The 21348-nt window shown below is 69.9% G+C and carries 18 protein-coding genes; 7 read left to right on the top strand and 11 right to left on the bottom strand.

Annotation, left to right across the window (positions count from 1 at the left end):
* Positions 1–16 precede the first annotated feature (16 nt).
* Together RY94_RS17370 and RY94_RS10745 are read right to left on the bottom strand one after the other, a co-directional pair.
* On the bottom strand, positions 17–247 hold the full coding sequence (locus RY94_RS17370; RefSeq protein WP_231554542.1) for a zinc ribbon domain-containing protein: 231 nt from the start codon (positions 245–247) through the stop codon (positions 17–19).
* Positions 248–343: 96 nt separating this feature from the next.
* Positions 344–2704: an arylsulfatase gene (locus RY94_RS10745; RefSeq protein WP_043445023.1), complete on the bottom strand. Its 2361-nt coding sequence runs from the start codon at positions 2702–2704 to the stop codon at positions 344–346.
* A gap of 239 nt (positions 2705–2943) precedes the next feature.
* Here RY94_RS10745 and RY94_RS10740 point away from each other — a divergent pair, with 239 nt between their 5' ends.
* Positions 2944–3942, top strand: coding sequence for a formylglycine-generating enzyme family protein (locus RY94_RS10740; RefSeq protein ID WP_197060680.1), 999 nt, complete (start codon positions 2944–2946; stop codon positions 3940–3942).
* Here the strand turns inward: RY94_RS10740 and RY94_RS10735 are convergent.
* A complete protein-coding gene (locus RY94_RS10735; RefSeq protein WP_052274401.1) occupies positions 3932–4759 on the bottom strand; it encodes a CPBP family glutamic-type intramembrane protease in 828 nt (275 codons plus the stop codon). The two genes, RY94_RS10740 and RY94_RS10735, sit on opposite strands and share 11 nt — an antisense overlap.
* Positions 4760–5021: 262 nt before the next feature.
* Between RY94_RS10735 and RY94_RS10730 the strand changes: the two genes are divergently transcribed.
* Genes RY94_RS10730 through RY94_RS10720 form a run of 3 tightly spaced genes read left to right on the top strand, consistent with a single transcriptional unit; the run spans position 5022 to position 7847 of the window.
* The gene (locus RY94_RS10730) at positions 5022–6218 is read left to right on the top strand and encodes an AI-2E family transporter (protein WP_231554499.1); all 1197 of its coding nucleotides are present in this window, start codon (positions 5022–5024) and stop codon (positions 6216–6218) included.
* A 40-nt stretch (positions 6219–6258) separates the two neighbouring features.
* Positions 6259–6924: a GAP family protein gene (locus tag RY94_RS10725; protein ID WP_043445021.1), complete on the top strand. Its 666-nt coding sequence runs from the start codon at positions 6259–6261 to the stop codon at positions 6922–6924.
* A 41-nt stretch (positions 6925–6965) separates the two neighbouring features.
* Positions 6966–7847, top strand: a complete 882-nt coding sequence (locus tag RY94_RS10720; RefSeq protein WP_043445019.1) for a ribonuclease Z — start codon at positions 6966–6968, stop codon at positions 7845–7847.
* Between the two features lie 6 nt (positions 7848–7853).
* Here the strand turns inward: RY94_RS10720 and RY94_RS10715 are convergent, their stop codons facing one another.
* The 8 genes from RY94_RS10715 to RY94_RS10680 all read right to left on the bottom strand — a co-directional run bounded on the left by RY94_RS10715 (position 7854) and on the right by RY94_RS10680 (position 16997).
* On the bottom strand, positions 7854–9638 hold the full coding sequence (locus RY94_RS10715; protein ID WP_082046272.1) for an ABC-F family ATP-binding cassette domain-containing protein: 1785 nt from the start codon (positions 9636–9638) through the stop codon (positions 7854–7856).
* Between the two features lie 201 nt (positions 9639–9839).
* The gene (locus RY94_RS10710; protein ID WP_043445017.1) at positions 9840–10613 is read right to left on the bottom strand and encodes a hypothetical protein; all 774 of its coding nucleotides are present in this window, start codon (positions 10611–10613) and stop codon (positions 9840–9842) included.
* 277 nt (positions 10614–10890) lie between these two features.
* The gene (locus RY94_RS16880; RefSeq protein WP_052274256.1) at positions 10891–11574 is read right to left on the bottom strand and encodes a TetR/AcrR family transcriptional regulator; all 684 of its coding nucleotides are present in this window, start codon (positions 11572–11574) and stop codon (positions 10891–10893) included.
* Between the two features lie 26 nt (positions 11575–11600).
* The gene (locus RY94_RS10700; RefSeq protein WP_043445015.1) at positions 11601–12899 is read right to left on the bottom strand and encodes an ABC transporter permease; all 1299 of its coding nucleotides are present in this window, start codon (positions 12897–12899) and stop codon (positions 11601–11603) included.
* Positions 12896–13603 carry an ABC transporter ATP-binding protein gene (locus tag RY94_RS10695; RefSeq protein WP_043445013.1) on the bottom strand — a complete coding sequence of 236 codons (708 nt, stop codon included), beginning with the start codon at positions 13601–13603 and terminating at the stop codon, positions 12896–12898. Before RY94_RS10695 ends, RY94_RS10700 begins: the two co-directional genes overlap by 4 nt.
* A 207-nt stretch (positions 13604–13810) precedes the next feature.
* Entirely contained in the window at positions 13811–14827 is a 1017-nt protein-coding gene (locus RY94_RS10690; protein WP_043445011.1) for a DUF808 domain-containing protein, read from the bottom strand.
* A gap of 116 nt (positions 14828–14943) precedes the next feature.
* Complete coding sequence (locus tag RY94_RS10685; RefSeq protein WP_052274255.1) at positions 14944–16005, bottom strand: ion channel; 1062 nt, start codon at positions 16003–16005, stop codon at positions 14944–14946.
* Positions 16006–16151: 146 nt separating this feature from the next.
* Complete coding sequence (locus RY94_RS10680; protein WP_082046271.1) at positions 16152–16997, bottom strand: SRPBCC family protein; 846 nt, start codon at positions 16995–16997, stop codon at positions 16152–16154.
* 239 nt (positions 16998–17236) lie between these two features.
* Between RY94_RS10680 and RY94_RS10675 the strand changes: the two genes are divergently transcribed.
* The 3 genes from RY94_RS10675 to dacB all read left to right on the top strand — a co-directional run bounded on the left by RY94_RS10675 (position 17237) and on the right by dacB (position 21310).
* Complete coding sequence (locus RY94_RS10675; RefSeq protein WP_043445010.1) at positions 17237–18283, top strand: AAA family ATPase; 1047 nt, start codon at positions 17237–17239, stop codon at positions 18281–18283.
* A gap of 169 nt (positions 18284–18452) precedes the next feature.
* Positions 18453–19715: a serine hydrolase domain-containing protein gene (locus RY94_RS10670; RefSeq protein ID WP_156135139.1), complete on the top strand. Its 1263-nt coding sequence runs from the start codon at positions 18453–18455 to the stop codon at positions 19713–19715.
* A gap of 26 nt (positions 19716–19741) precedes the next feature.
* Positions 19742–21310: a D-alanyl-D-alanine carboxypeptidase/D-alanyl-D-alanine endopeptidase gene (gene dacB, locus RY94_RS10665; protein ID WP_197060655.1), complete on the top strand. Its 1569-nt coding sequence runs from the start codon at positions 19742–19744 to the stop codon at positions 21308–21310.
* The last annotated feature ends 38 nt before the right edge of the window (positions 21311–21348 follow it).

Raw genomic sequence — 21348 nt, 5'->3', positions numbered from 1 at the left:
TCGCCGCACGCCGGGACTAGGGGCGCGGCAGTTTACGGTGCAGAGGATTCGTCGGGTAGACAGAGTTCCCTCTGCCGGTGGACGGAAGGCTCCCGGAGACCACCCCGGGTTCCGAAGCGCTGCGTTCGGTCGAGTCGATCAGCCGGAAGGCCGACGTCCCCGTCCTGGAGACGTGGGGTGCACTGATCTTCCGCCGGGCCGGCTGCCCGCAGGTGGGGCAGGCATCCTCCGCGGGCGCCGCCCCCATGCCGCGGATGATCTCGTACACGTCGCATCGGGGACAGTGGTACTCGTAGATCGGCATGATGGACACCCTTCCTTCCGAGCGAGGCTGCTCCCGGTCTCACTGCTGCGCCATCAGCCGTGCTATGTCGGCGTCGTCGTCGCGAATCAGGTCGCCGGACACCTCGACGGTGACCGAATGGATCGTGCCCGTGAAGGTGAACGGTGGCTGATAGTTCTTGGTCGCCGGGGCGCCGAAATCGTATCCGCAACTGAGTCCTTCGAGTTCGAAGAGGAGCGGCGTGGTGTACGGGAAGTCCGCGTTGCCGACCAGTGTGCCGTCGATGTAGAGCTGGGCGCGGCCGGGTGTTCCTTTGCCCACCGTGAAGTCGGGCCGGCCCGTGGGCTCGAACTCGTAGCGGAGGGTGTGCCGTCCTGGAGGGAGCGGTGCGGAGGATGACACTTCGAACTGTTCGCGGCCCACGTAGTTGTAGACGTACCGCAGGCGTCCGCCGTCCACGAAGAAGGTGTAGCCGCCGGCATCTCCACCCTGCGCGATGAGAACGCCGCTGGTGTCGTCGCCGGAAATCTCGACGTCGGCCTCGATGGAGTGGGGCCGGTTGAGGACCGGCGGAGCCGCGAAGGCCGGGACCAGGGAGGTGTGGGGGCGATAGGTGAAGCGGGTGCGTGGCCTCGATGTCTGCGGACGCTCGGTCGTCAGACGTTCCTGGAGCGACCCGTCCAGGGGCAGGACCTTGTACTTCCCGGCTTCCTCCCACCACAGGGCGATCAGCGTCCGCAGCCGGTCGGGGTGCTCGGCAGCGAGGTCGGATGACTCGGTGGGATCGGCGGTGATGTCGTAGAGCTCCCAGCCGTTCGCGTCGAGCCGCTCGAGGACCTCCGGGGTGATCGGTTCTCCCATCCGGCGACCCGCGGCCGCGGCCTCCGTGTAACTCGGCCCCGGCCAGGGGCACACGGCCCGCCACCCGTCGTGATGGATCGCCCTGTGGCCGAACATCTCGAAGTACTGCGTGGTGTGGCCGGTCGGGGCGTCCGCCGTGTCGAAGGAAGGGGCGAAGCTGACCCCTTCGATCGGTGCCTGGGTGACTCCGCGCACGGCGGCCGGCGGCTCGAATCTCAGGGCGTCGAGGACCGTGGGCACCAGATCGATGGCGTGGGCGTACTGGTTGCGGACTTCGCCGCGTGCCGCGATCCGCGCAGGCCAGGCGACGACGAACGGGTCGGTCGCCCCACCACGGTACGTCTCACGCTTCCAGCGTCGGAACGGCGTGTTGCCCGCCCACGTCCACCCCCACGGATAGTGGTTGTAGGCCCGGGTGCCGCCCAGTTCGTCGATCATGGCGAGGTTGTCCTCGAACTTCTCGGGAACCTGATTGAAGAACAGCATCTCGTTGAAGGAGCCCGTCACACCGCCTTCGCCCGAGGCGCCGTTGTCCGAGATGACCATGACCAGTGTGTTGTCGAGTTCACCGATCTGCTGGAGTGTGTCCAGCACGCGTCCGAAGTGGTGGTCGGCATGCGAGACGAACCCGGCGTAGACCTCCATCATCCGGGCGTACAACCGACGCTCGTCGTCGTTCAGCGAGTCCCACTCCGGCACATCGGGGTCGCGGGGGGACAGTCCGGCGTCGGCCGGGAACAGGCCGATCTCCTTCTGCCGGGCGAACACCGTTTCCCGGTACGCGTCCCACCCCTCGTCGAACCGGCCGCGGTACCGGTCCGCCCAGTCCTTCGGCACGTGGTGCGGGGCGTGTCCTGCGCCGGGGGCGTAGTACATGAAGAACGGCTTGTCCGGTGCGTTGGCCTCGCTGTCCAGGATCATCCTGATGGCCTGGTCCGCAAGATCCTCGCTCAGGTGGTAGCCGTCCTCGGGCAGCCGCGGCTGCTGGACCGACGCGTTGTCCTGCGTGAGATCGGGGTACCACTGGTTGGTCTCGCCGCCCAGGAACCCGTAGTAGCGCTCGAATCCGCGCCCGAGAGGCCGCCGGTGGAACGGCCCTGCCGGGGAATTGTCCTCGGACGGCGACAGATGCCACTTGCCCACACAGAACGTGTTGTAGCCGTGGTCGATCAGCATCTCCGGCAGCATGCCGTTCTCGAACGGCATCCTGCCGTCGTAGCCGGGGAAGCCGGTGGCCAGCTCCATGATGCTGGCAACACCGTTGGAATGATGGTTTCGGCCGGTCAGGATGCACGACCGGCTCGGTGAACACAGTGCGGTCGTGTGCATATTCGCGTACCGCAGGCCGCTCGCCGCGACGCGGTCGATGTTCGGCGTCTCCACCAGTCCGCCGAAGCAGGAGATCTGCCCGTAGCCCACGTCGTCGAGGACGACGAGCACCACGTTCGGCGCTCCGTCGGGAGCCCGTCGAGGAGCGGGCCAGGCCGGCGTCGACTCCTCGACGGTCCGTCCGATGACGCCCGGGAACCGGTCACCCGGGTTGTACTCCGTGATGGACATGGGACTCCTCGAGGTTATTGTTCTGCTCGTTTGCTCCCTCACCCTGTCCCGCGCGGTCGGCATCCGCCTCACCCCAAAGGAATGAACCCATCACCCGTGGGTGCCGGACAGGCTCTGGAGGGATGGCGTGACAGCGGGTAGCATCGGTCCACCCATGGCCGGTGGACAGCGTCCGATCCTCATGTGACGGAGCAGCCGGCCCCAGCGGAACGGGAAGGACGACGCCCGGTATGCCTGTGATGCCCGCGATGCTGCACATCCCGGCCGGCGAGTTCCGGATGGGATCGGAGGAGTTCTACGCCGACGAGGGGCCCCCGCACCAGGTGCGCGTAACGCCCTTCGAGCTGGACGAACGTCCCGTGACCAACGCGGAGTTCGCCGTCTTCGTCGCGGCAACGGGGTACGTGACAGTGGCCGAGCGGCCGCTGGACCCGGTCGGGTTTCCCGGCCTGTCACCCTGCGACCTGGCCCCGGGCGGGCTGGTCTTCACTCCGTCACCCGGTCCGGTGGACCTGGGTGACTGGACACAGTGGTGGCGCTGGGTCCCGGGTGCGTGCTGGCAGCAGCCGCTGGGGCCCGGGTCGTCCATCGACGGCAAGGAGGACCACCCGGTGGTGCAGGTGTCCTTCGCGGACGCCGGCGCCTATGCGGCCTGGGTCGGCAAACGGCTACCGGACGAAGCGGAATGGGAGTTCGCCGCCAGGGGCGGACTGTCGGATGCGTTCACCTATGCGTGGGGCGACGAGGTCAGGCCGGACGGTGTGCTGATGGCCAACACGTGGCAGGGACGGTTCCCCTACCTCCACACGGGTGCGAACGGGTGGAAGGGGACCTCCCCGGTCGGGACGTTCCCTGCGAACGGGTACGGCCTCCTCGACATGATCGGCAACGTGTGGGAGTGGACCAGCACCTACTACTCGGCCCGCCACGACACGGTCGACCTCGCAGCGGGTCACCGACAGGTCAGCGGATGCGCCTGCACTCCGCACCGGGACCGGGCCGCCGAAAGCGCGGAACCCGGGTCCGGCATCCCCCGCCGCGTCCTCAAGGGGGGCTCGCACCTCTGCGCTCCGGAGTACTGCCTGCGCTACCGCCCGGCCGCCCGCTCCCCGCAGGCCGAGGACACCGCGACCTCGCACATCGGCTTCCGGTGCGCTCGTCCACTCGACGACCCCGGATCCTGGGCGGACCCCTCACCGCCGGGCCGTGACGACCCCGGCCCGGTCACTAGTAGATGAAGATGTCGAACCACGCCCGGTTGTGCGCGTGGAGGAGGACGAGGAACAGCACGAAGTCGAAGAGGAGGTGCACGCAGATGATGTAGGACAGCGAGCGCGTCCGCGTGAAGATGAAGGCCTGGAGGAGCGCGAACGGGAGGATGAACAGCGGCGCCCACGCCCTGAAGCCCAGCTCCCACAGGAACGAGGTGAACAGGACCGCCTGCAGCATGTTGGCCTGCACCATGGGCAGGTGCCGGCGCAGGAGCGCGAAGACCGTGCAGATGAAGAACAGCTCGTCCCAGATCCCCAGGCCGTTGGTGCCGACGAACAGGCGGGCGATCTCCGCCGGTTCCGACGCCGCCGGCCAGTTCGTGTAGACCCCGGTGCTGATCATGTAGAAGGGCAGCAGGGCGTAGCCCATGAGGACGACGACGGGCAGGTACCACTTCTCGGTGCGGGTCCAGGGCTCGCCGGTCCGCAGGGGGAAGGTGACCGCGTGGTCGCGGTACCCGAAGCGCGAGACGGTGTAGGGCACGCCGACGGCGAGGATCATCGCCGATCCCATGACCGCCATGTGCTCCACGCTGATGTCGGTGGTGATGGGCACGAGGGTCATCACCGTGATGCCGAAGGCGATGAGCGCCAGGTCCCGGAACAGGGCGCGGTCGGCGACGGCGGCCACGGCGAGCGCCGCGGCCAGCAGCCCGTAGCCGGCCAGGGACTGGTGGAGGACGAGCAGCACGAAGCCGGCGAGGGACACCAGGGCGGCCGGGAGCAGAGCCCGGGAGGGGGTGCGCCAGGTGCCCTGCTTCCAGGAGCGGGTCGCGGTGAGCATGGCGCCGGGAGGGGGCGCGTCGGGCGCTGCTGCATACTCCACGATGTGTGCTCCTTCGCCGAGGGACCCGGGTCTGCGTGCCCGGTCGGTGTGCCCCACCCACGTCCGGTGGGCGTCCGGGCGGACACGATCCCCATTCTTTCCCGGGTCCGCCGGCCGGTCCAGACCCGGCGCCCACCCCGCCCACACGGACGGCCTGTCAACGGCCGATCCCCGGTCTCATCCACAGGAGGTGAGACCCCGGCCTTTCCCCGCGCCGACAATGAAGACCAGACCCGCCGCATCCCTGCAGCAGAAGGAGACGTCCATGGAGCCGGACCCGCCTGCTGCTGATCCGCGACCAGCCCTCCCGCGCAGCACCACCATCCTGCTCGCCCTCGGCGGAGCGACGGCGGCAGCGTTCGGGATCGCCGCCATGAGGGGTGTCTTCGTCCCGGTGGTCCTGGGGATCATCCTCACCCTGTGCGTCCACCCCCTCCGGAGTCGGATGCGCCGGCGTGGGATCCCCCGGGGGGTCGCCACGGCTTCGTCGATCGCCGCCGCTCTCGCGCTCGTCCTCGCCTTCGCCCTGGGCCTGGTCCTGGCGGTTGCACAGTTCTCCGCCCTTCTTCCCCAGTACGCGTCCCAACTGGAGCAGGTGGGCACCTCCATCTCCGGGCTGCTGGCATCGCTGGGAGTCGGCGCGGACCAGACGGACGCGATCGAGGACGGGTTCACACCGGAGAGCATCACCGGGTTCATCGGTGGTCTGCTGGGCGGTGTGGCGAGCATAGCAAGCAGCCTCGTGGTGATCCTGACCCTGCTGATCCTCATGGCCGTCGACGGGTCCCGGGTGCCGGCGCTCCTCACCTACCTGGCCCCCCACGACCCGGGGCTGGTCTCCGCGCTCGTCGGGTTCGCGGCCGGGGCTCGCCGCTACATGGTGGCGACGACGCTGCTCGGCCTTGCCCAGGGTGCGGTGAACTGGCTGGTGCTCGTCCTCCTCCAGGTCCCGGGCGCCCTCCTCTGGGGCCTGCTCTCCTTCATCTGCAGCTTCATCCCGAACGTCGGCTACTTCATCGCCATCGTCCCTCCCCTGTTCTTCGGCTACCTCAGCGGGGGGTGGCCGACCGTCGTCGGCGTCATCATCGTCTACGGGGTGGTCAACGGCGCCATCCAGTCCATCATCCAGCCCAGGTACGTCGGCAGCGCGGTGTCCCTCAGCGAGACCCTGACCTTCGTCTCCGTGCTCTTCTGGGCTCTGGTCCTGGGGCCTGCCGGTGCTGTCCTGGCCGTTCCGCTGACCCTGCTGGTCCGGGCGATCCTCATCGACGCGGACCCGTCGACGGCGTGGCGACGGGCCCTGACCGGGGACACGTCGGCCCTCACGGAGATCCTCGAGGAGGAGGACGGCGAGACCCGCACCCGGCGGGCCCAGCGACGGGCGAAGCGCACTGCCCCACGGGAGGAGCAGGCATGACGTCGCCCCGGCTCCGGCTCCAGTGCCCCGTGGATCCCCCATGCTGAGCCTCCTCATCAGCCTGCTGCCCGTCGCCTTCGCGGGGACGATGAGCACGGTGCCCGCCAGCGTGACCATCATCATCCTGCTCTCCCCCAACGCCCACCGTGGCGCGTGGTCCTTCCTCATCGGGAGCTTCACCGGGGCCCTCCTGCTGGTGGGCGGTGCCGCGGCCGGCCTGCGCTTCATGCCGGTCCGTGAGGGCCCGGACCCGAACGCGCGGGTGGCCGTGGTCGGCCTCGTCGTGGCAGCAGCCGTGATCGGTTACGGCATCTTCCTCCTCTCGCGCACGCGCAGCACCGACAGCGCGGCCCTGGGCAGGATGCGGACCCGGGTCGGCTCGGCCCGTCCCTGGGAGTTCCTCGTCCTGGGGCTGGCCCTGAACCTGCGGCCGAAGGCGGTCCTGCTCTCCCTGACCGCCGGCACGCTCATCGGGCTCCAGGACCTCCGGCCGCTCACGGGCACGCTGGTGGTCCTCGCGTACGTCCTGATCGCCCAGGCGGAGATCCTCGTACCGATCATCCTGCGGATACGCCGGCCCGAGCGCGCCGACGCCGTCCTGGCCCGGATGGACCTGTGGCTGCAACGCAACAGCCAGACGATCACGGGCATCACGCTCCTGATCGCCGGGCTGTTCATCGCGGGCCTCGGGATCTCGCGGCTCTGACGGCACTCCCCTGCCCACCCTCCCGGTGCAAGACTGGGGTCATGCGTGAGCTCGTCATCCTCGGCACGTCCTCCCAGGCGCCCACCCGGACCCGCAACCACAACGGCTACTTCCTGCAGTGGGAGCAGGAGGGGATCCTCTTCGACCCCGGTGAGGGCACGCAGCGGCAACTGATCCATGCCGGTCTCGCGGCGTCGAAGATCGACCGCATCTGCATCACCCACGTGCACGGGGACCACTGCTTCGGGCTGCCCGGCGTCCTCTCCCGCATGGTCCTGGACGGCGTCCACCACCCCGTGCACCTCCACTACCCGGCGTCCGGCGAGGACGTGGTGCGCGCCCTCGTCTTCCTCGCCACGCCGGGCATCGATCTCCACCTGCACCCCCACGGCTCCGCCGGGGAGATCGCCCCGGGGCTGGAGGTCGAAACGCTGCGCCACCGCGTCGACGCCTACGGCTACCGCGTCACCGAGCCGGACGGGCGGACCTTCCTGCCGGAGAGGCTCACAGCCGCCGGCATCACCGGACCCGACGTCGGCCGCCTGCAGCGCGAGGGGAGCCTCGGCTCCGTGCGGCTCGACGACGTCAGCGTGCACCGGCCCGGACGCCGCTTCGCGTTCATCATGGACACCGCGCCGTGCGACGGCGCGTCCGCGCTCGCCGACGGCGCCGACCTCCTGGTCACCGAGAGCACCTTCAGCGACGACGATGCCGCCCTCGCCGCCCAGTACCTGCACCTCACGGCCGGGCAGGCGGGCTCCCTCGCCGCCCACGGCGGCGCGGCCACGCTGGTCCTGACGCACTTCTCGTCCCGCTACGACGACGTCGGCCTGCTGGCGGCTCAGGCGCGGGCCACGGCCGGCAGGGCGACGGTGATCGCGGCGTCGGACCTCGACCGCATCCCGTTCCCGGCGCACCGCTGACGCCGGTCAGCGCGCCACGGTTCTCGGCGGCCCACCGCGCCCCGGGCCGCCCGGTCCCGGTCGGCCCAGTGCGTCGTCGGCGGTGAGCTCGAGGCGCCTGCCCCGCCAGGTGCGCCGGAGCCACCGGTCGTGCGAGGCGACGACGACCGTCCCCGGGTACCCGGGGATCAGGGCCTCGAGCCTGGTGGCCAGGAGCAGGGAGAAGTGGTTGGTGGGCTCGTCGAGGAGCAGCACGTCGGGAGGACCGGCGAGGAGGATGGCGAGTGCCAGCCTGCGCTGCTGCCCGACGCTCAGCACGGCGACGGGCCGGTTCTCGTCCCGCGGGTGGACGAGCCCGAAGGTCCGCAGCGGGATCTGCTCGCAGGCGGGTCCGACGGCGTCGTCGTAGGCCTGACGTGCCGTCCGTCCGGGGCCGCGGCCGTGCGGGTCGGGCAGGTCGACGTCCTGGGCGAGCAGGCCGATGCGCAGCGACGGCGCAGCACCCACCGTCCCGGAGGTCGGGCGGAGGTCCCCGGCGAGGAGGCTGAGGAGGGTCGACTTCCCGGACCCGTTGGGGCCCGTGACGAGCCACTTCTCCCCCGCGCCGAGCACCAGCGACGTGGCGGCCAGGCGCCCATGCACCGCGGCCTCCGCCGCGGTGAGGACGGGGAGCGCTCCCGCCGGTGTCGCGGGTGCGCCGGCCGCGGTGAGCCCCTGGAACCGCAGCTCCCGGGGTGGCCTGCGGATCTGCCGGTCCTCGAGGGACAGCAGCCGGGAGGTGGCGTCGTCGACCCTCCGGGACACCGCCTTCGCGTTGCGGTCGGAGTAGAACTTGAGGCTGGCGCGCCCTTCGGAGCGGGGCGTCCAGTCCTCATGGCCTACGAGGTGACTGTCCGCCACGGTGGCGCGGAGCCGTTCCAGCTCCGCCTGTTCGTCCCGGTAGCGGCGGTCCCACCGCTCCCGGGCGTCGAGCCGGGCGTGCACGTACCCGGTGTAGGTGCCGGTGAAGCGGACCACGCCGATGCCGGTGCCGTCGCCGTCGGCCACGAGGGGTCCGGCGATCGACTGCGGGAGCGGGGCGGGGTCGAGGTCGATGAGGGTTGTCACGACGTCGTCCAGGAACGCCCGGTCGTGGCTCGCGATGAGCACGGGGCCCCGCCAGTCCTCGAGGAGGGTCGACAGGTAGGCGGCGGCGCCGTCGTCCAGGTGGTTGGTCGGCTCGTCCAGGAGCAGCAGGTCGGGCGTGCTGAGGAGGAGCCAGGCCAGGGACAGGCGGGAGCGCTGCCCACCGGAGAGCTCACGCGTCGGCCGGTCCCCTGCGAGGGCGGACAGTCCGAGCCCGGCGACGACGGCGGCGATGCGCGCGTCGACGTCCCACGCACCGACGCGCTCCGCCGTCTCGAGGGCCGCGGCGTACGCGGTGGCGGTCGACGGGTCCTCGGGGGCATCGGCCAGGGCGAGGCCTGCACGCTCGACGGCGTGCGCCGCGGCGCGCACCGGGGCGACGGCGGTCTCGAGCGCCTCCGTGATCGTGGCGGACGGGGCGAACGGCGGTTCCTGGTGCAGCAGGCCGACGCGTGGGCTCACACCTCCGGGCAGCACCGTGGTCACGGTGCCGCCGTCGGGCGGGGTGAGCCCGGCGATGATGCGCAGCAGGGTCGTCTTGCCGGACCCGTTCTCGCCGATGAGGCCGGCGCGGTCGCGGGAGACGGTGAAGGAGACGTCGGTCAGGACGCGGCGCGCCCCGAAGCTCTTGGAGACGCCGTCGACGCGCAGGTGGGCGGCAGCGTGCGGGGAGGTGGAGGTGGTCACGGTGATCCTCGGGGCTGGCTGGTGTCCTGCCGGGCGGTGGCCGCGGGCGCAGGAGGGGCGAGGATCTAGGAGAGCACGGCTCCACTATAGGCATGCCGGGTTCCGAGGGCGCAAGGGTGAGCTCCTCCACGAAGCGCCCGGTCCGGCGACCATCGCGCCCCCGTGCGGGGGCGTGACGATCGCCGGTTCAGCCGCGGACGATCAGGCCTTCGCCGTCCTGCGGCGCACGGCGTAGGTCCCGCCGACGGCGCCCGCGAGGAGGACGCCGCCCCCGAGGGCGATCAACCCCGCGGAGGAGGACATGGACTCCACGGCGGCACCGGTGTCGGCTCCGCCCGACGGCATGGAGCCCATCTGGGCCGGTACGAGCGTCCCGCACAGCGCGGGCGAGGTCGCGCCGAGCGGCAGGGCCGGGTCGAGGTCGCTGGGAGCGTTGAACGCCTCCGGGGTCGACGGCGTCGTGGCCGGATCCAGGCCATGCACGTTGAAGACCGCCGTTCCGTTCTCGAGTGCCGCCATGGTCGCGGCGTCGATCGTGAAGGTGCGCTGGACCGCGTAGGTTCCGCCCTGCCCACCGAGCTGCAGGTTCAGGGCCTCGGCAGGAGTCGTGGGCCCCGACGTCGTCACCGTCGCCAGGATGCCTCCGTAGCCGGGCGCGCTCTCGGTGACGCTGATGATGCCGTCGCCGTCGGTGTCGTTCGCCGGCGTCGGGCAGACGCCGGCGGCGCCGCCATGGATGTGCTGCACGTGCGGGTAGGGGGCGCCCTGGAAGGTCTCGGCGAGTCCGGACACCTGGAGGTCGATGGTGGCCTGGTCGCCGACGACGTCCAGGGTGACGGTGCCCGTGCCGGTGGTGCCGTTGACCTGGCCGAGGGTGGACGAGTAGCTGCCGTCCGCCGCCAGTGCGGAGGTCCCTGTCAGGGCGACGGCGGTGAGGGCGAGAGCGGGGACGGCGAGCAGGCGCATCTTGTTCATGGGATCGTATCCTTCACGGTGCGATGGGAACGGACCCGGATCCGGATCCGCGGCGATCTGGCTGGGAGCACCTCGTCGCACCGGATGGCCGCACGTGCCGGCCCTGGTCCTGCTGCGCGCAGCGCCCTCGAGCCCATCCTCTCCCCGCCCCGGAGCGCGCGAGAAGGACACGTCGTGGCCACGATTCGTCCTTTACAAAGGGGCTTCACGCAGGGTCGGGGGAAGCGGCCGCCGCGGTGGTGCAAGGATGCGGGCTACGCGGTCGGCGCCGTCTGCGTCACCGTGGCGGAGCGCCCGCGCCGCCCGTGTCGGGGGCGCCCGCGCCGCCCGTGTCGGGGGCGCCCGGCGACGGGGTGGGCAGGAGTTTCCCGAGCGCATCGGCCAGGAGCCGGCTGATCGCGCCGGGCGCGTCGTCGTTCCCCTGTTCGAGGCTGAACCGGAGGATCCCGGGGACGAGGTGGGCGATCAGCGCGCTCTGCCGCCGTGTCTCCTCCGCCGGCTCGTCCGCCGGGGCCGCGCGCCGCATCCTGAGGTAGAGGATCTCGGCGACGTCGTCGTGGACGCCCGAGAGCCGCTCCATCTCCTTCTGCATCAGGGCGGGGCTCTGGCTGATGATGCGGAGGCGCGGCGCCACCAGCTCCCTGGTGTCGGCGTTCACGGGCACGAGGGTGGCCAGCAGGCCGAGGAGCTCCTCCAGTACGTCGGGCGAATCCGAGACGAGGAACTCCCTGACACGGCGTTCGTCCAGCGAGCCGGGTGCGGCGCCGAGGATCGCCGCGTCCTTCGTCCTGTAGTAGTTGAAGAACGTCCGCTGGGAGACCCCGCTCGCCGCGCAGATCATGTCGACGGTGACTGCGTCGAGCCCGTGGTCGAGGACCAGCGCGACGGCACTGCGCTCGATCGCGAGTGCCGTCGCCGCCTGCTTGCGCTGCCGGAGTCCCTGCTCACTGCCGCCTGCCATGTCTCCCCTGCCGTTCGGAACCGCGCCTATTCGTAGCGTAGCGATTCGATGGGGTTCTTCCGCGCCGCCCTGCTGGCGGGCAGCGTCCCGGACACGAACGCGATGACCATGATGAGCAGGATGATGGCGAGGATCGACGCCGGGTCGAACAGGAGGATGTCCAGCCCCGGGAGCGCCGCGAGGGGGCCCGCGGCGAGGGCGCCGCTGAGGACGGACCCGACGACGACGGCGGCCAGCGCGCCGATCGCGCTCCCCAGGAAGCCGATGAAGGCGGCCTCGATGCTGAAGAGCGAGAAGATCCTGCCGCTGCGCATGCCCATCGCCTTCATCAGGCCGATCTCGCGGGTGCGTTCCTGGACGCTCATGAGCAGCGTGTTGACGATCCCGAAGGCGGCCGCCACGAGGGCGACGACGGCGAAGGCGTTGAGCACGCCCACGATCCCGTCGATCACGGTCCTGATGACGCCCAGCTGGTCCTGGATGGTCTGCGCACCGAACCCGGCGTCGGCCAGGTCCGCCTGCAGCCGGCTGATCCCGTCGTCGGACAGTGCGGTGTCGAAGTACGCGACGGCGAGGGAGTAGCGGGCGGGCCCGGTGTCGATGCCCGCAGCCTGGAGTCGGGCCAGGCCGTCGATGAGGGAGGCGTTGGCTCCCCCGCCGGAGGCGAGGAGGCTCTCCTGCGACACTCCCGCGATGGTGGCGTCGAGCGTATGCTGCTCCCCCAGCACGTCCGTGATGCCGAGCCGGACGGTTACGCCGATGGCGGCGGCCGCGTCCTCGAACCCGAGCGGCTCCACGTAGTCCGAGGGAAGCATCAGCTGGGGGGTCGTGGCCGCCTCGTCGAGCTGTTCGCCCGCCACGAGATCGGCGCGCGTGATGGACGACGTCGGGTTGATGGTGAATTCCAGCCGGGTCTCCGTGTCCCCCTGGACGTAGTCGACGGCGACGGCCTGGACGGGATCCACGCTGATGATCCCGCTGGTGGCCGCCAGCTCCTGGAGGTCGCCGTCGGTGAGCGGATCCGACTGGCCGCTCCCGGGCAGGCCGGGAGCGTCGGTGCCCGTGGAGGCACTGGAGGTCCGGGGGTCGTAGGGCGCGGGGCCGTCCGTCGTCGTGTCCGCTGCGGCCCTGGTGACGATCAGGACGTCGTCGGCGCCGAGGCTCGCCACCTGCCGCGTGACGTAGTCGGTGACGCCGGCTCCCACGGCCGTGGTGAGGGTCAGGGTGAAGGCGCCGATGAAGAGGGCCAGGACCGTCAGCGTGGTGCGCAGCTTGCTGCGGAAGGTGTTGCGGACCGCGGTGCGGAGGAGATCGATCGTCCTCATGCCGCCGCTCCCCGCTCATGGGCGGGCGTCACCAGGACGCCGTCGCGGAGGAAGACCTGGCGGTCGCAGCGGGCGGCGAGCTCCTCGTCGTGTGTCACGATCACCAGGGTGATGCCGAGGTCGCGGTTGAGCGCGAAGAGCGCGTCCTGCACGATCGCCCCGGTGGCGGTGTCGAGGTTGCCGGTCGGCTCGTCGGCGAAGATGACGCTGGGCTCGTTGACCAGGGCCCGGCTGATGACCACGCGCTGCTTCTGGCCGCCGGACAGGTCCGTGGCCCGGCTGGTGGCCTTGTCCTCCAGTTCGAACTGGCGGAGGACCTCGAGCCCTCGCGCCCTGCGGCTCTTCGACGGCTCCCCCGCGATCTTCAGCGGCAGGGTCACGTTGTCCAGGACGGTCGTGCCCGGCGTGAGGAAGAACTGCTGGAAGACGAAGCCGAACTCCTTGTTGCGCAGGGCGCTGACGCTCTTCGCGGACAGCGCGAGGGCGTCCTGTCCCGCGTAGGTGAGGCTGCCGGCGTCGGGGGTGTCGAGCAGGGCGATGATGTGCATGAGCGTGGACTTGCCCGACCCGCTCTTGCCCACGATCGCCACGCATTCGCCCTGCCAGATCTGGAGGGTCACGTCGCGGAGGGCGTCGAAGCGGCCGGCCCCCTTCCCGTAGCTCTTGTGGATGTTCCGGGCATCGATGACGGGTGGGGCGGTCATGGGATGCGGCTTTCGTGGACGGACACGGTGGGCTCCTGTCGCTAAATATTGCAGTAACTGCACATTAGCATGCACTGACAGCAGGATCTAGGGTTCGCAGGAGGGCGCCTGTCCTGGATGTGCTGTGCCCGGTTAACGGAAGCGGCCCTCCGAACGCTGTCGCGTTCGGAGGGCCGGAGGGTGCCGGGCTGTTCGGGTGCTGCCGGGTCAGGAGGCGTGGTCCGCGCTTCGCTTGTCCGACCGGTAGCCGGCGACGGCGGCGCGGATGTCGCCCTCCTCGTGCTCGCCCTTCTTGCCGAACGGCAGTGCCTTCAGCAGCGGGTGCACGACGGCCATGACGATGAGCCCCCACGCGAGTCCGAGGATGGCCGAGCAGAGGGTGTTCACGAGCCAGGCGAGGAAGCCGCCCACGAGAGGGATGCCGACGAACGGGGACTCCAGGACGTGGACGAGGTCGTACGGCAGGTGCCAGCCGAGATCGTAGGCCCCCTGCAGCATGATGTGGCCGCCGACCCACAGCATGGCGATCGTCCCGATGAAGGTGATGCCGGCCAGGACGGCGGGCATCCCCTTGACGAGCGCTTCGCCGAAACGCTTGGCGCCGGCGGAGTCCTTGGTGGTCAGGTGCAGGCCGATGTCGTCCATCTTCACGATGAGCGCGACCGCTCCGTACACGAGGACCGTGATCGCGAGGGCGACGACGACGAGGATCATTGCACGGGCCCAGATGGACTCGCTGGACACCTCGTTCATGGAGATGACCATGATCTCGCAGGACAGGATGAAGTCCGTGGTGATGGCGCCCTTGGTGACCTTCGCCTCCGCCTCGGGTCCGCGTGCGGTGGCCGGCGCCTTCTCGGCCGCGTGGCCGCGGATCTTGTGCCAGACCTTCTCGGCACCCTCGTAGCACAGGTAGGTGCCGCCCAGCATGAGGATGAACGGGATGACCGCGGGGATGAAGGCACTGATGAGCAGCAGTGCCGGCAGGATGATGAGCAGCTTGTTGCGGAGCGAGCCCCAGAAGATGCGCTTGATCATCGGCAGCTCGCGGGACGGGTCGGCCCCGGAGACGTACTGAGGGGTGACCGCGGCGTCGTCGATGACCACACCGGCCGCCTTGGCCCCCGCCTTGGCGGCTCCTGCTGCGACGTCGTCGACCGACGCGGCCGCGATGCGGGCGATCGCCGCGACGTCGTCGAGCAGGGCTACGAGACCGCCGCTCACAGGACGGCCCCGGCCCGCTCGACGGCGGACGGCTGGACATGGAGGCCCCGGGCGAGGTGTGTGATCGGCATCCTCAGAGTATAGGCGCGCGGGCGGCTATCCACGGGCAGCGGAATTCAGTCGACGGAGGCGGCGCGTTGCTTGTACGGCTGTCGCGCGGCGGCACCGGCGATCTCCTCCGGGGAGAGCCTGCGCTCTCCCACGTAGTACAGGACAGCATCCGTGGGTAGCTGCGCGTCCCAGCCGGGGTTGATGACGGCCCCCTCGTGCTGCACTGCCAGCACCGTGGTGGTGAAGTGTCGGCCCAGGACCTCCTGGACCTGCCCGAAGTTCATCTGGTGGAGCGCTTCGGGGAGGCGTGTGCTGTAGGTGTTGCGGCCGCCGTGACTCATGAGGTCGGTGTAGACGACCGCGATACCCGGATCCTGCAGCTCCTCGGTGGCAAGGCGCGGCGAGTGCCACTGGACGCAGCGGACGTCGGCGGCGATGTAGGAGAAGTTGTGGGCCCGGCTCATGTCGCGCAGCGTGACGACCGTGTGGGCCTCGGGGTTCACATGCGTGACGGCCACCGTCACGGCCAGCGCCTCGTTGTCGTCGCGGGCGTCGATGAGCAGGCGTGCGGCTCGGTGCACGCCTGCGCGCCGCAACACGCTCTCCTCGGCGAGATCTCCGCGGACGAAACCGAGATGGGACTGCTCGGGCATCGGATTCTCGGGAGTCTCGTCCCAGGCGCAGAGGGTGATCCGATGGGCATCATCGGCGCTGATCTCGCGGATCAGCCGTTCGGTACGTCCCGGCGTGTAGCCGACGATCACGAGATGATCCGACATGTCCGAGCTGAGATGGCCTTTCATGCGATGTCCCTTTGCATTCTCGATCGCCGACGCGACCCGGGTGAACAGCGTGGTCAGGGTGACGATGCCGCCGACGATGACATAGGCCCCGACCACGCGGCCGCCGGGCGAGGTCGGGAAGAAATCCCCGTAGCCCACGGTGGCCGCAGTGACCAGGAACCACCACCAGTAGTTCGCCACGGAGGTGATGGTGTTGCTGGACGGCTCCGCCCACACCATGAGGGGCCAGCTGGTGAGGAACACCACGAGGATGATGACGGCCGGCAGGACCCAGACACGCGAACGCCCGAGGCCCCGGATCAGACGAATCAGTACGAACGGCACTCGGTGTTCCCTTCCTCCTCGCACGGTGTTCCTGGCCCGAACCGCCCCGGCCTCAGGCCGCCTGAAAGCAGGCAACCACCCACCCCCTGATGGAGTAGGTGGCTGCCTGCGACACGTCCCCGTGCGGGGCGTGCATCACTCAGTGGTCAGAGCGCTCCGCCGGTGGGGCGGTTCTTGTTCAGCAGGGGGTCGGCCAGCGGATCGGTCAGCGGGTCCGCCGCAGTACCCTTCTGCGTTCCGGCCGATACCGGGTCGACATCCTCGACGGGCAGGAGGACGTCCTCGGTGCTGCGCGAGAGCACGGCGTCGTCGGTCGTGTACACCTCGGGTGCCACGTCGGTCACGGGCGTGAGCGTGACGTCCTCTTCCACGACCGTCGTGTCGTCGTCGTCCTTCTTCTTGCTGGCGGCAACGCCGACGGCGGCAGCTGCAGCGGCGAGACCGATACCTGCGGCGACCTTGCCGGAGACTCCCGCCTTGCCGCTGTCACCGCGGGAAGCGGCAGCGGACTCGACGCCGGGCTCGCCGGTGCCGACGCCGGTTCCGACCGAGCCGCGCCATGCTCCGGTGGCGTAGCCCTCGTCCTCGATGAAGGCCTTGAAGCGGTTGAGGTCTCCCTCGGCCTGGTTCTCGACGACGTTGAGCTTGTCGCCGATCTTCTCGACGAGGCCTTCGGCCTCGTACTCGAGGACGAGGTGCACCTGGGTCTGTCCGCCTCCGACGTCGTCGAAGGAGACCGAGCCGGCGTTCGTTGCGCCCTCGGTCGCAGCCCAGGACACCTTCTTGTCGGGGACCTGCTCCAGGATGGTTGCATCCCACTGACGGCGGATCCCACCGATCTCGACGACCCAGTTGAGGCGCTGGTTGTCGAGCTGCGTGACGGACTTGACGCCACCCATGAAGTGGGGGAATTCTTCGAACTGGGTCCACTGGTTGTACACGATGCTGACCGGGACGTTGACGAGAATGCTCTTTTCGACCTTCGTGCTCATGGCGTCTCCTTCGGGTTGGGACAAGTTTCAGCTGGCACTGCAATTACGGCTGAGCCAATTCATCAGCCTGCTTAGTATAGCGCGGATCACGTTCTCTGCACGAGATTTTCCGGCCCTGTCGGTGATTTCCGTGCGGTACTACAGTTGAGAGGCACCTTCAGGACTCCGTGCCGCCCGGCACCGCGGTCCGGACGCCGCGGATCCTGTCCCCGCATTCCATATCGCCCCAGGAGACATTCATGGCCGCCAGCCGCAACCCCCTCGACGAGCTGCGCGAGACGCTCGGAAACTTGGCCGATCAGATCAAGCTGCCGGGGTCGGATCGAGGCGACGACCGCGTGGGTGAGGTCTTCAGTGCGCGGCCCGGACCGGCCCGGCCGCTCGCCGAGGTGCAGGCCGAGCTCGACGCGCTCGTCGGGCTGGAAAGCGTCAAGGAACAGGTGCGGGCGCTCGTCGCTCTGCTCCAGGTCCAGGCGCGCCGCAAGGCGCACGGCCTGCCCGAGGTGGCGACGTCCCAGCACCTGGTGTTCCTCGGCAACCCCGGCACCGGTAAGACCACCGTCGCGCGCCTGCTGGCCGAGATGTACCGCGCGGTCGGGCTGCTGCAGAAGGGTCACCTGGTGGAGGTGGACCGCTCGGCCCTCGTGGGGCAGTACGTCGGCGCGACGGCGATGAAGACGGACCGGGTGATCCGCCGCGCGCTGGACGGCGTCCTGTTCATCGACGAGGCCTACGCGTTGACCCCGGAGGACGGCCGGATGGACTTCGGCCCCGAGGCCATCGAGGTGCTGCTCAAGCGGATGGAGGATCACCGGCACCGCATGGTGGTGATCGTGGCCGGCTATCCGCGACTGATGGAATCGTTCCTGCTCTCCAACCCCGGCCTGCGCTCCCGGTTCGCGCGGGAGATCACGTTCCCCGACTACTCCGTCGATGCGCTCGAGACGATCTTCCGGCAGATGCTGACCCAGCACGAGTACGTCCTGGAGCCCGGGGCCGATCAGATGCTGCGCCGCATCCTCGCCAACATCCACGCGGGCGAGGATTCCGGTAACGCCCGCTTCGCCCGCACGCTGTTCGAGCAGGCGCTCAACCGCCAGGCGCTGAGGCTGTCGCTCGACGCCGGCCGGAGTCTCGACACCCTCGACCGCGACGACGTCATGATGCTCACCACCGACGACCTCGTCGAGGCCGCGCGGGCGCTGGGCGAGGAACCCGAGCCGGAGCAGCAGCCCCGGGTGGAGCCCGAACCGTCCCGCTGGAAGCACTGGCGGACCTGGCCCTAGCCGCGGGGCCGCCGACCCGGGGCGCCACGAAACATGGACTTTGGTCACTGGTGGCCCCGCTGGGACAGGACTAGGTTGCGGGGATTGCTTGTGAACCGATCACACCGTGTCGCGATCCTCCTCGCGCTTCCGGACAGTTCCGCGGTGGTGACCTCCTAGGGAGCTGCTCGTGACGAGAACCTTCGCACCGTCGGGTCGTCATGCATGGGCTTTCGGCACCGGTGTGGCCACCAGCCTCACGGCGGCGGTCCTGCTCACCGGATGCGTCGGGGCATCGCCCACAGCCACACCCGATTCCTCCTCCCCAGCGTCGTCCACGGTGTCCCCTCCGGCGTCCTCTCCGGCGTCCTCTCCGGCGTCCTCTCCGGGGACGGAACGCCCGGTCGCGCCGGAAGGAGAACTGCCGAGCGGACTGCGCGCCGACCTCCGGGAGACCGTCGAGCGGACGATGGCCGAGTACGGGGTACCCGGCGCCGCCGTGGGCGTCTGGATCCCCCACGAAGGCACATGGACCACGGTGTCCGGCACTGCCGACCTCGAGAAGGGCATTGCCGTCGACCCCGCGATGCAGTGGCCGCTACGCAGCGTCACCAAGTCCTACACCGTGACGCTCGTCCTGCAGCTCGCCGACGAGGGCGTGATCTCTCTCGACGACACCATCGGGGAGTACGTCGAGGGTGTCACCGATGGTGACCGGATCACCCTGCGCCAGCTCGCCGGCATGACCAGCGGCGCCGCGGACTACACCAACGAGGACTTCGTCGACGCCTTCTCCGAGGATCCGGAGCGGATCTTCACCCTCGAGGACCTCAACGGGTTCATGCTCGGCAAGCCCGCCCAGTTCACACCGGGCACCGAGAAGGTCTACACCAACGCGAATACCAACCTGCTCGGCGCCGTCGTCGAGCAGGCGACCGGACAGCCGTTCGATGCCGTGCTGGAGGACCTCATCCTCGAGCCGCTCGACCAGGCCGACACGGACTACATCATCGACGCATCGACGTGGGACACCGCCCACCCGGTGGGCTATGCCCCCGGCGCCGGCGGGCCCGAGCCGCAGGCACCCAACATGTCCGTCTTCGGTCCGGCAGGGTCGATGGTCTCGACCCTCGACGACGGGCGCGCCTGGGCGGAGACCCTCGCCACCGGCGCCCTGCTCGAGACGTCGACCCAGGCGGAGCGCCTTGTGGGAGCGCCCCTGGACGCCGGCCCGCCCTACGATCTCTATGCGCTCGGCGTCGGCGAGACCGGGGGCTGGTGGGGTCACAACGGTGAGGGCTTCGGCTTCACCGCCGCCCTCTTCCACCAGCCGGACACCGGTGCGTCCATCGTGGTCTTCATGAACCTGTCCAACGAGGAATCCGGCGCCCATCCCGCCGACCAGCTCTTCCGTCGCCTCGCGGCGGTCATCGAGAGTGGAGCAACGCCATGATCCGACGCGACCGTAGAAGGACAGCAGTGGCGGCTGCGCTGATGCTCGTCGTGGCGAGTGTGGCGACGGCGTGCACCCCCGACGCCGACCCCGCCGCGCCTGCCCCGGCCGGCGACGCACGGCCCGTGTCGCAGGTACCCGATGCGGCGCTGGAGGTCATGGATCAGCCGGAGTACGCGAACGGCCGCTGGCACATCACCGCCACCGACATCGATACGGGTGAGGTGCTGATCGACCTCGACGGGGACAAGATGGCCGAGCCGGGCTCGTTCGTGAAAACCTACAGCGTGGGCGCGGCGTGGCTGACCTGGGGACCGGATCACACGCTCACCACCCCGGTGAAACGGGTCGGCGAGGTTGTCGGCGGGGTGCTCCGGGGTGACCTCGTCCTCGTCGGCAAGGGAGACCTCACGATGGGCGGGCGCACGAAGCCCGACGGCACCGTCGACTTCACGAATCTGGACCACAACGATGCCAATCCGCTGCCCGGGGCCACGCTCACGCCGGAGGACCCGCTGACAGGGTTGGACGATCTCGCCGCGCAGGTCAAGGCGTCCGGGATCGACGCGGTCAGCGGGGACGTCGTCGTCGACGACCGACTCTTCGCGGGCGAGCTGGCGGGAGAGCCGATCACGCCGATCATCATCAACCAGAACATCCTCGACCTCCAGATCACGCCGGGCGACGTCGGAGAACCGGCGACGGTGGAGCTGACCCCCGCCGTCGAACCGTGGCGCGTGGTGAGCGACATCCGGACCGTCGCTGCCGGTGAGCAGGCCGCGGTGACGAATCCGGCGTCGGCAGGAGGTGGGGAGATCGTGATCAGCGGGACGATCGCCGCCGACAGCGACCCGCAGCTGAAGGTGCTCGTGCTGGAGGATCCTGCGACGTTCGCCCGCACGGCGTTCATCGAGGCACTCGGGCGCGCCGGCGTGTCGGTGGGCGTCGACCCGATCGCCGTGAACTCCACGGCGGCTCTCGCACCGCAGGCCGGTATCGACGCGCTCCCGTCCGTTGCCGAGCTCGAGTCGCTGCCGCTGGAGGAGGAGGCGACCTACGTCATGAAGATCAGCTACAACCGCGGCGCCCAGACCTTCGTCTGCCTCCTGGCCGTGGAGACCGGCACGGACGACTGCAGCACCGGCGTGAGCGAGGCCGGGCGGATCTGGAAGGACGCCGGTCTGGACATCACGGGAGCGTCCCTGATCGACGGCTCGGGCCTGGACGGCAACTACATCACGGCCGAGAACGCCGTGCAGATCCAGACGATTATGGCGGACCGAGCGGATGCCGAGCGCTGGCGGGACACCCTCCCGATCCTGGGCGTGGACGGCTCACTGTCCACCGTGCAGGCCGACAGCCCCGCCGCGGGGAAGGTGTTCGCCAAGACGGGGACCCTGGCCGGCGGCGACTCGTTCAACGGGCGCCTCCGGCTCGGCACCAAGACGCTCGGAGGTGTCATGGAGACTCAGAGCGGCCGGAACGTCGCGTTCACGATCATCCTGAACCAGGGGTTCGCGGACGACATCGACGGGGTGTTCACGGCGAACGACGACGTCGGGGCGGTGGCGGCGGCCATCCAGCAGGGTTTCTGATCGGGCCCGCACCGCAGATGGAGGACCCTGCTTCGTGG

Origin of the sequence: Arthrobacter sp. L77, from assembly GCF_000816565.1 — a bacterium.
Classification (GTDB): Bacteria; Actinomycetota; Actinomycetes; order Actinomycetales; family Micrococcaceae; genus Arthrobacter_D; species Arthrobacter_D antioxidans.
This window is presented reverse-complemented; position numbering and strand designations above follow the sequence as displayed.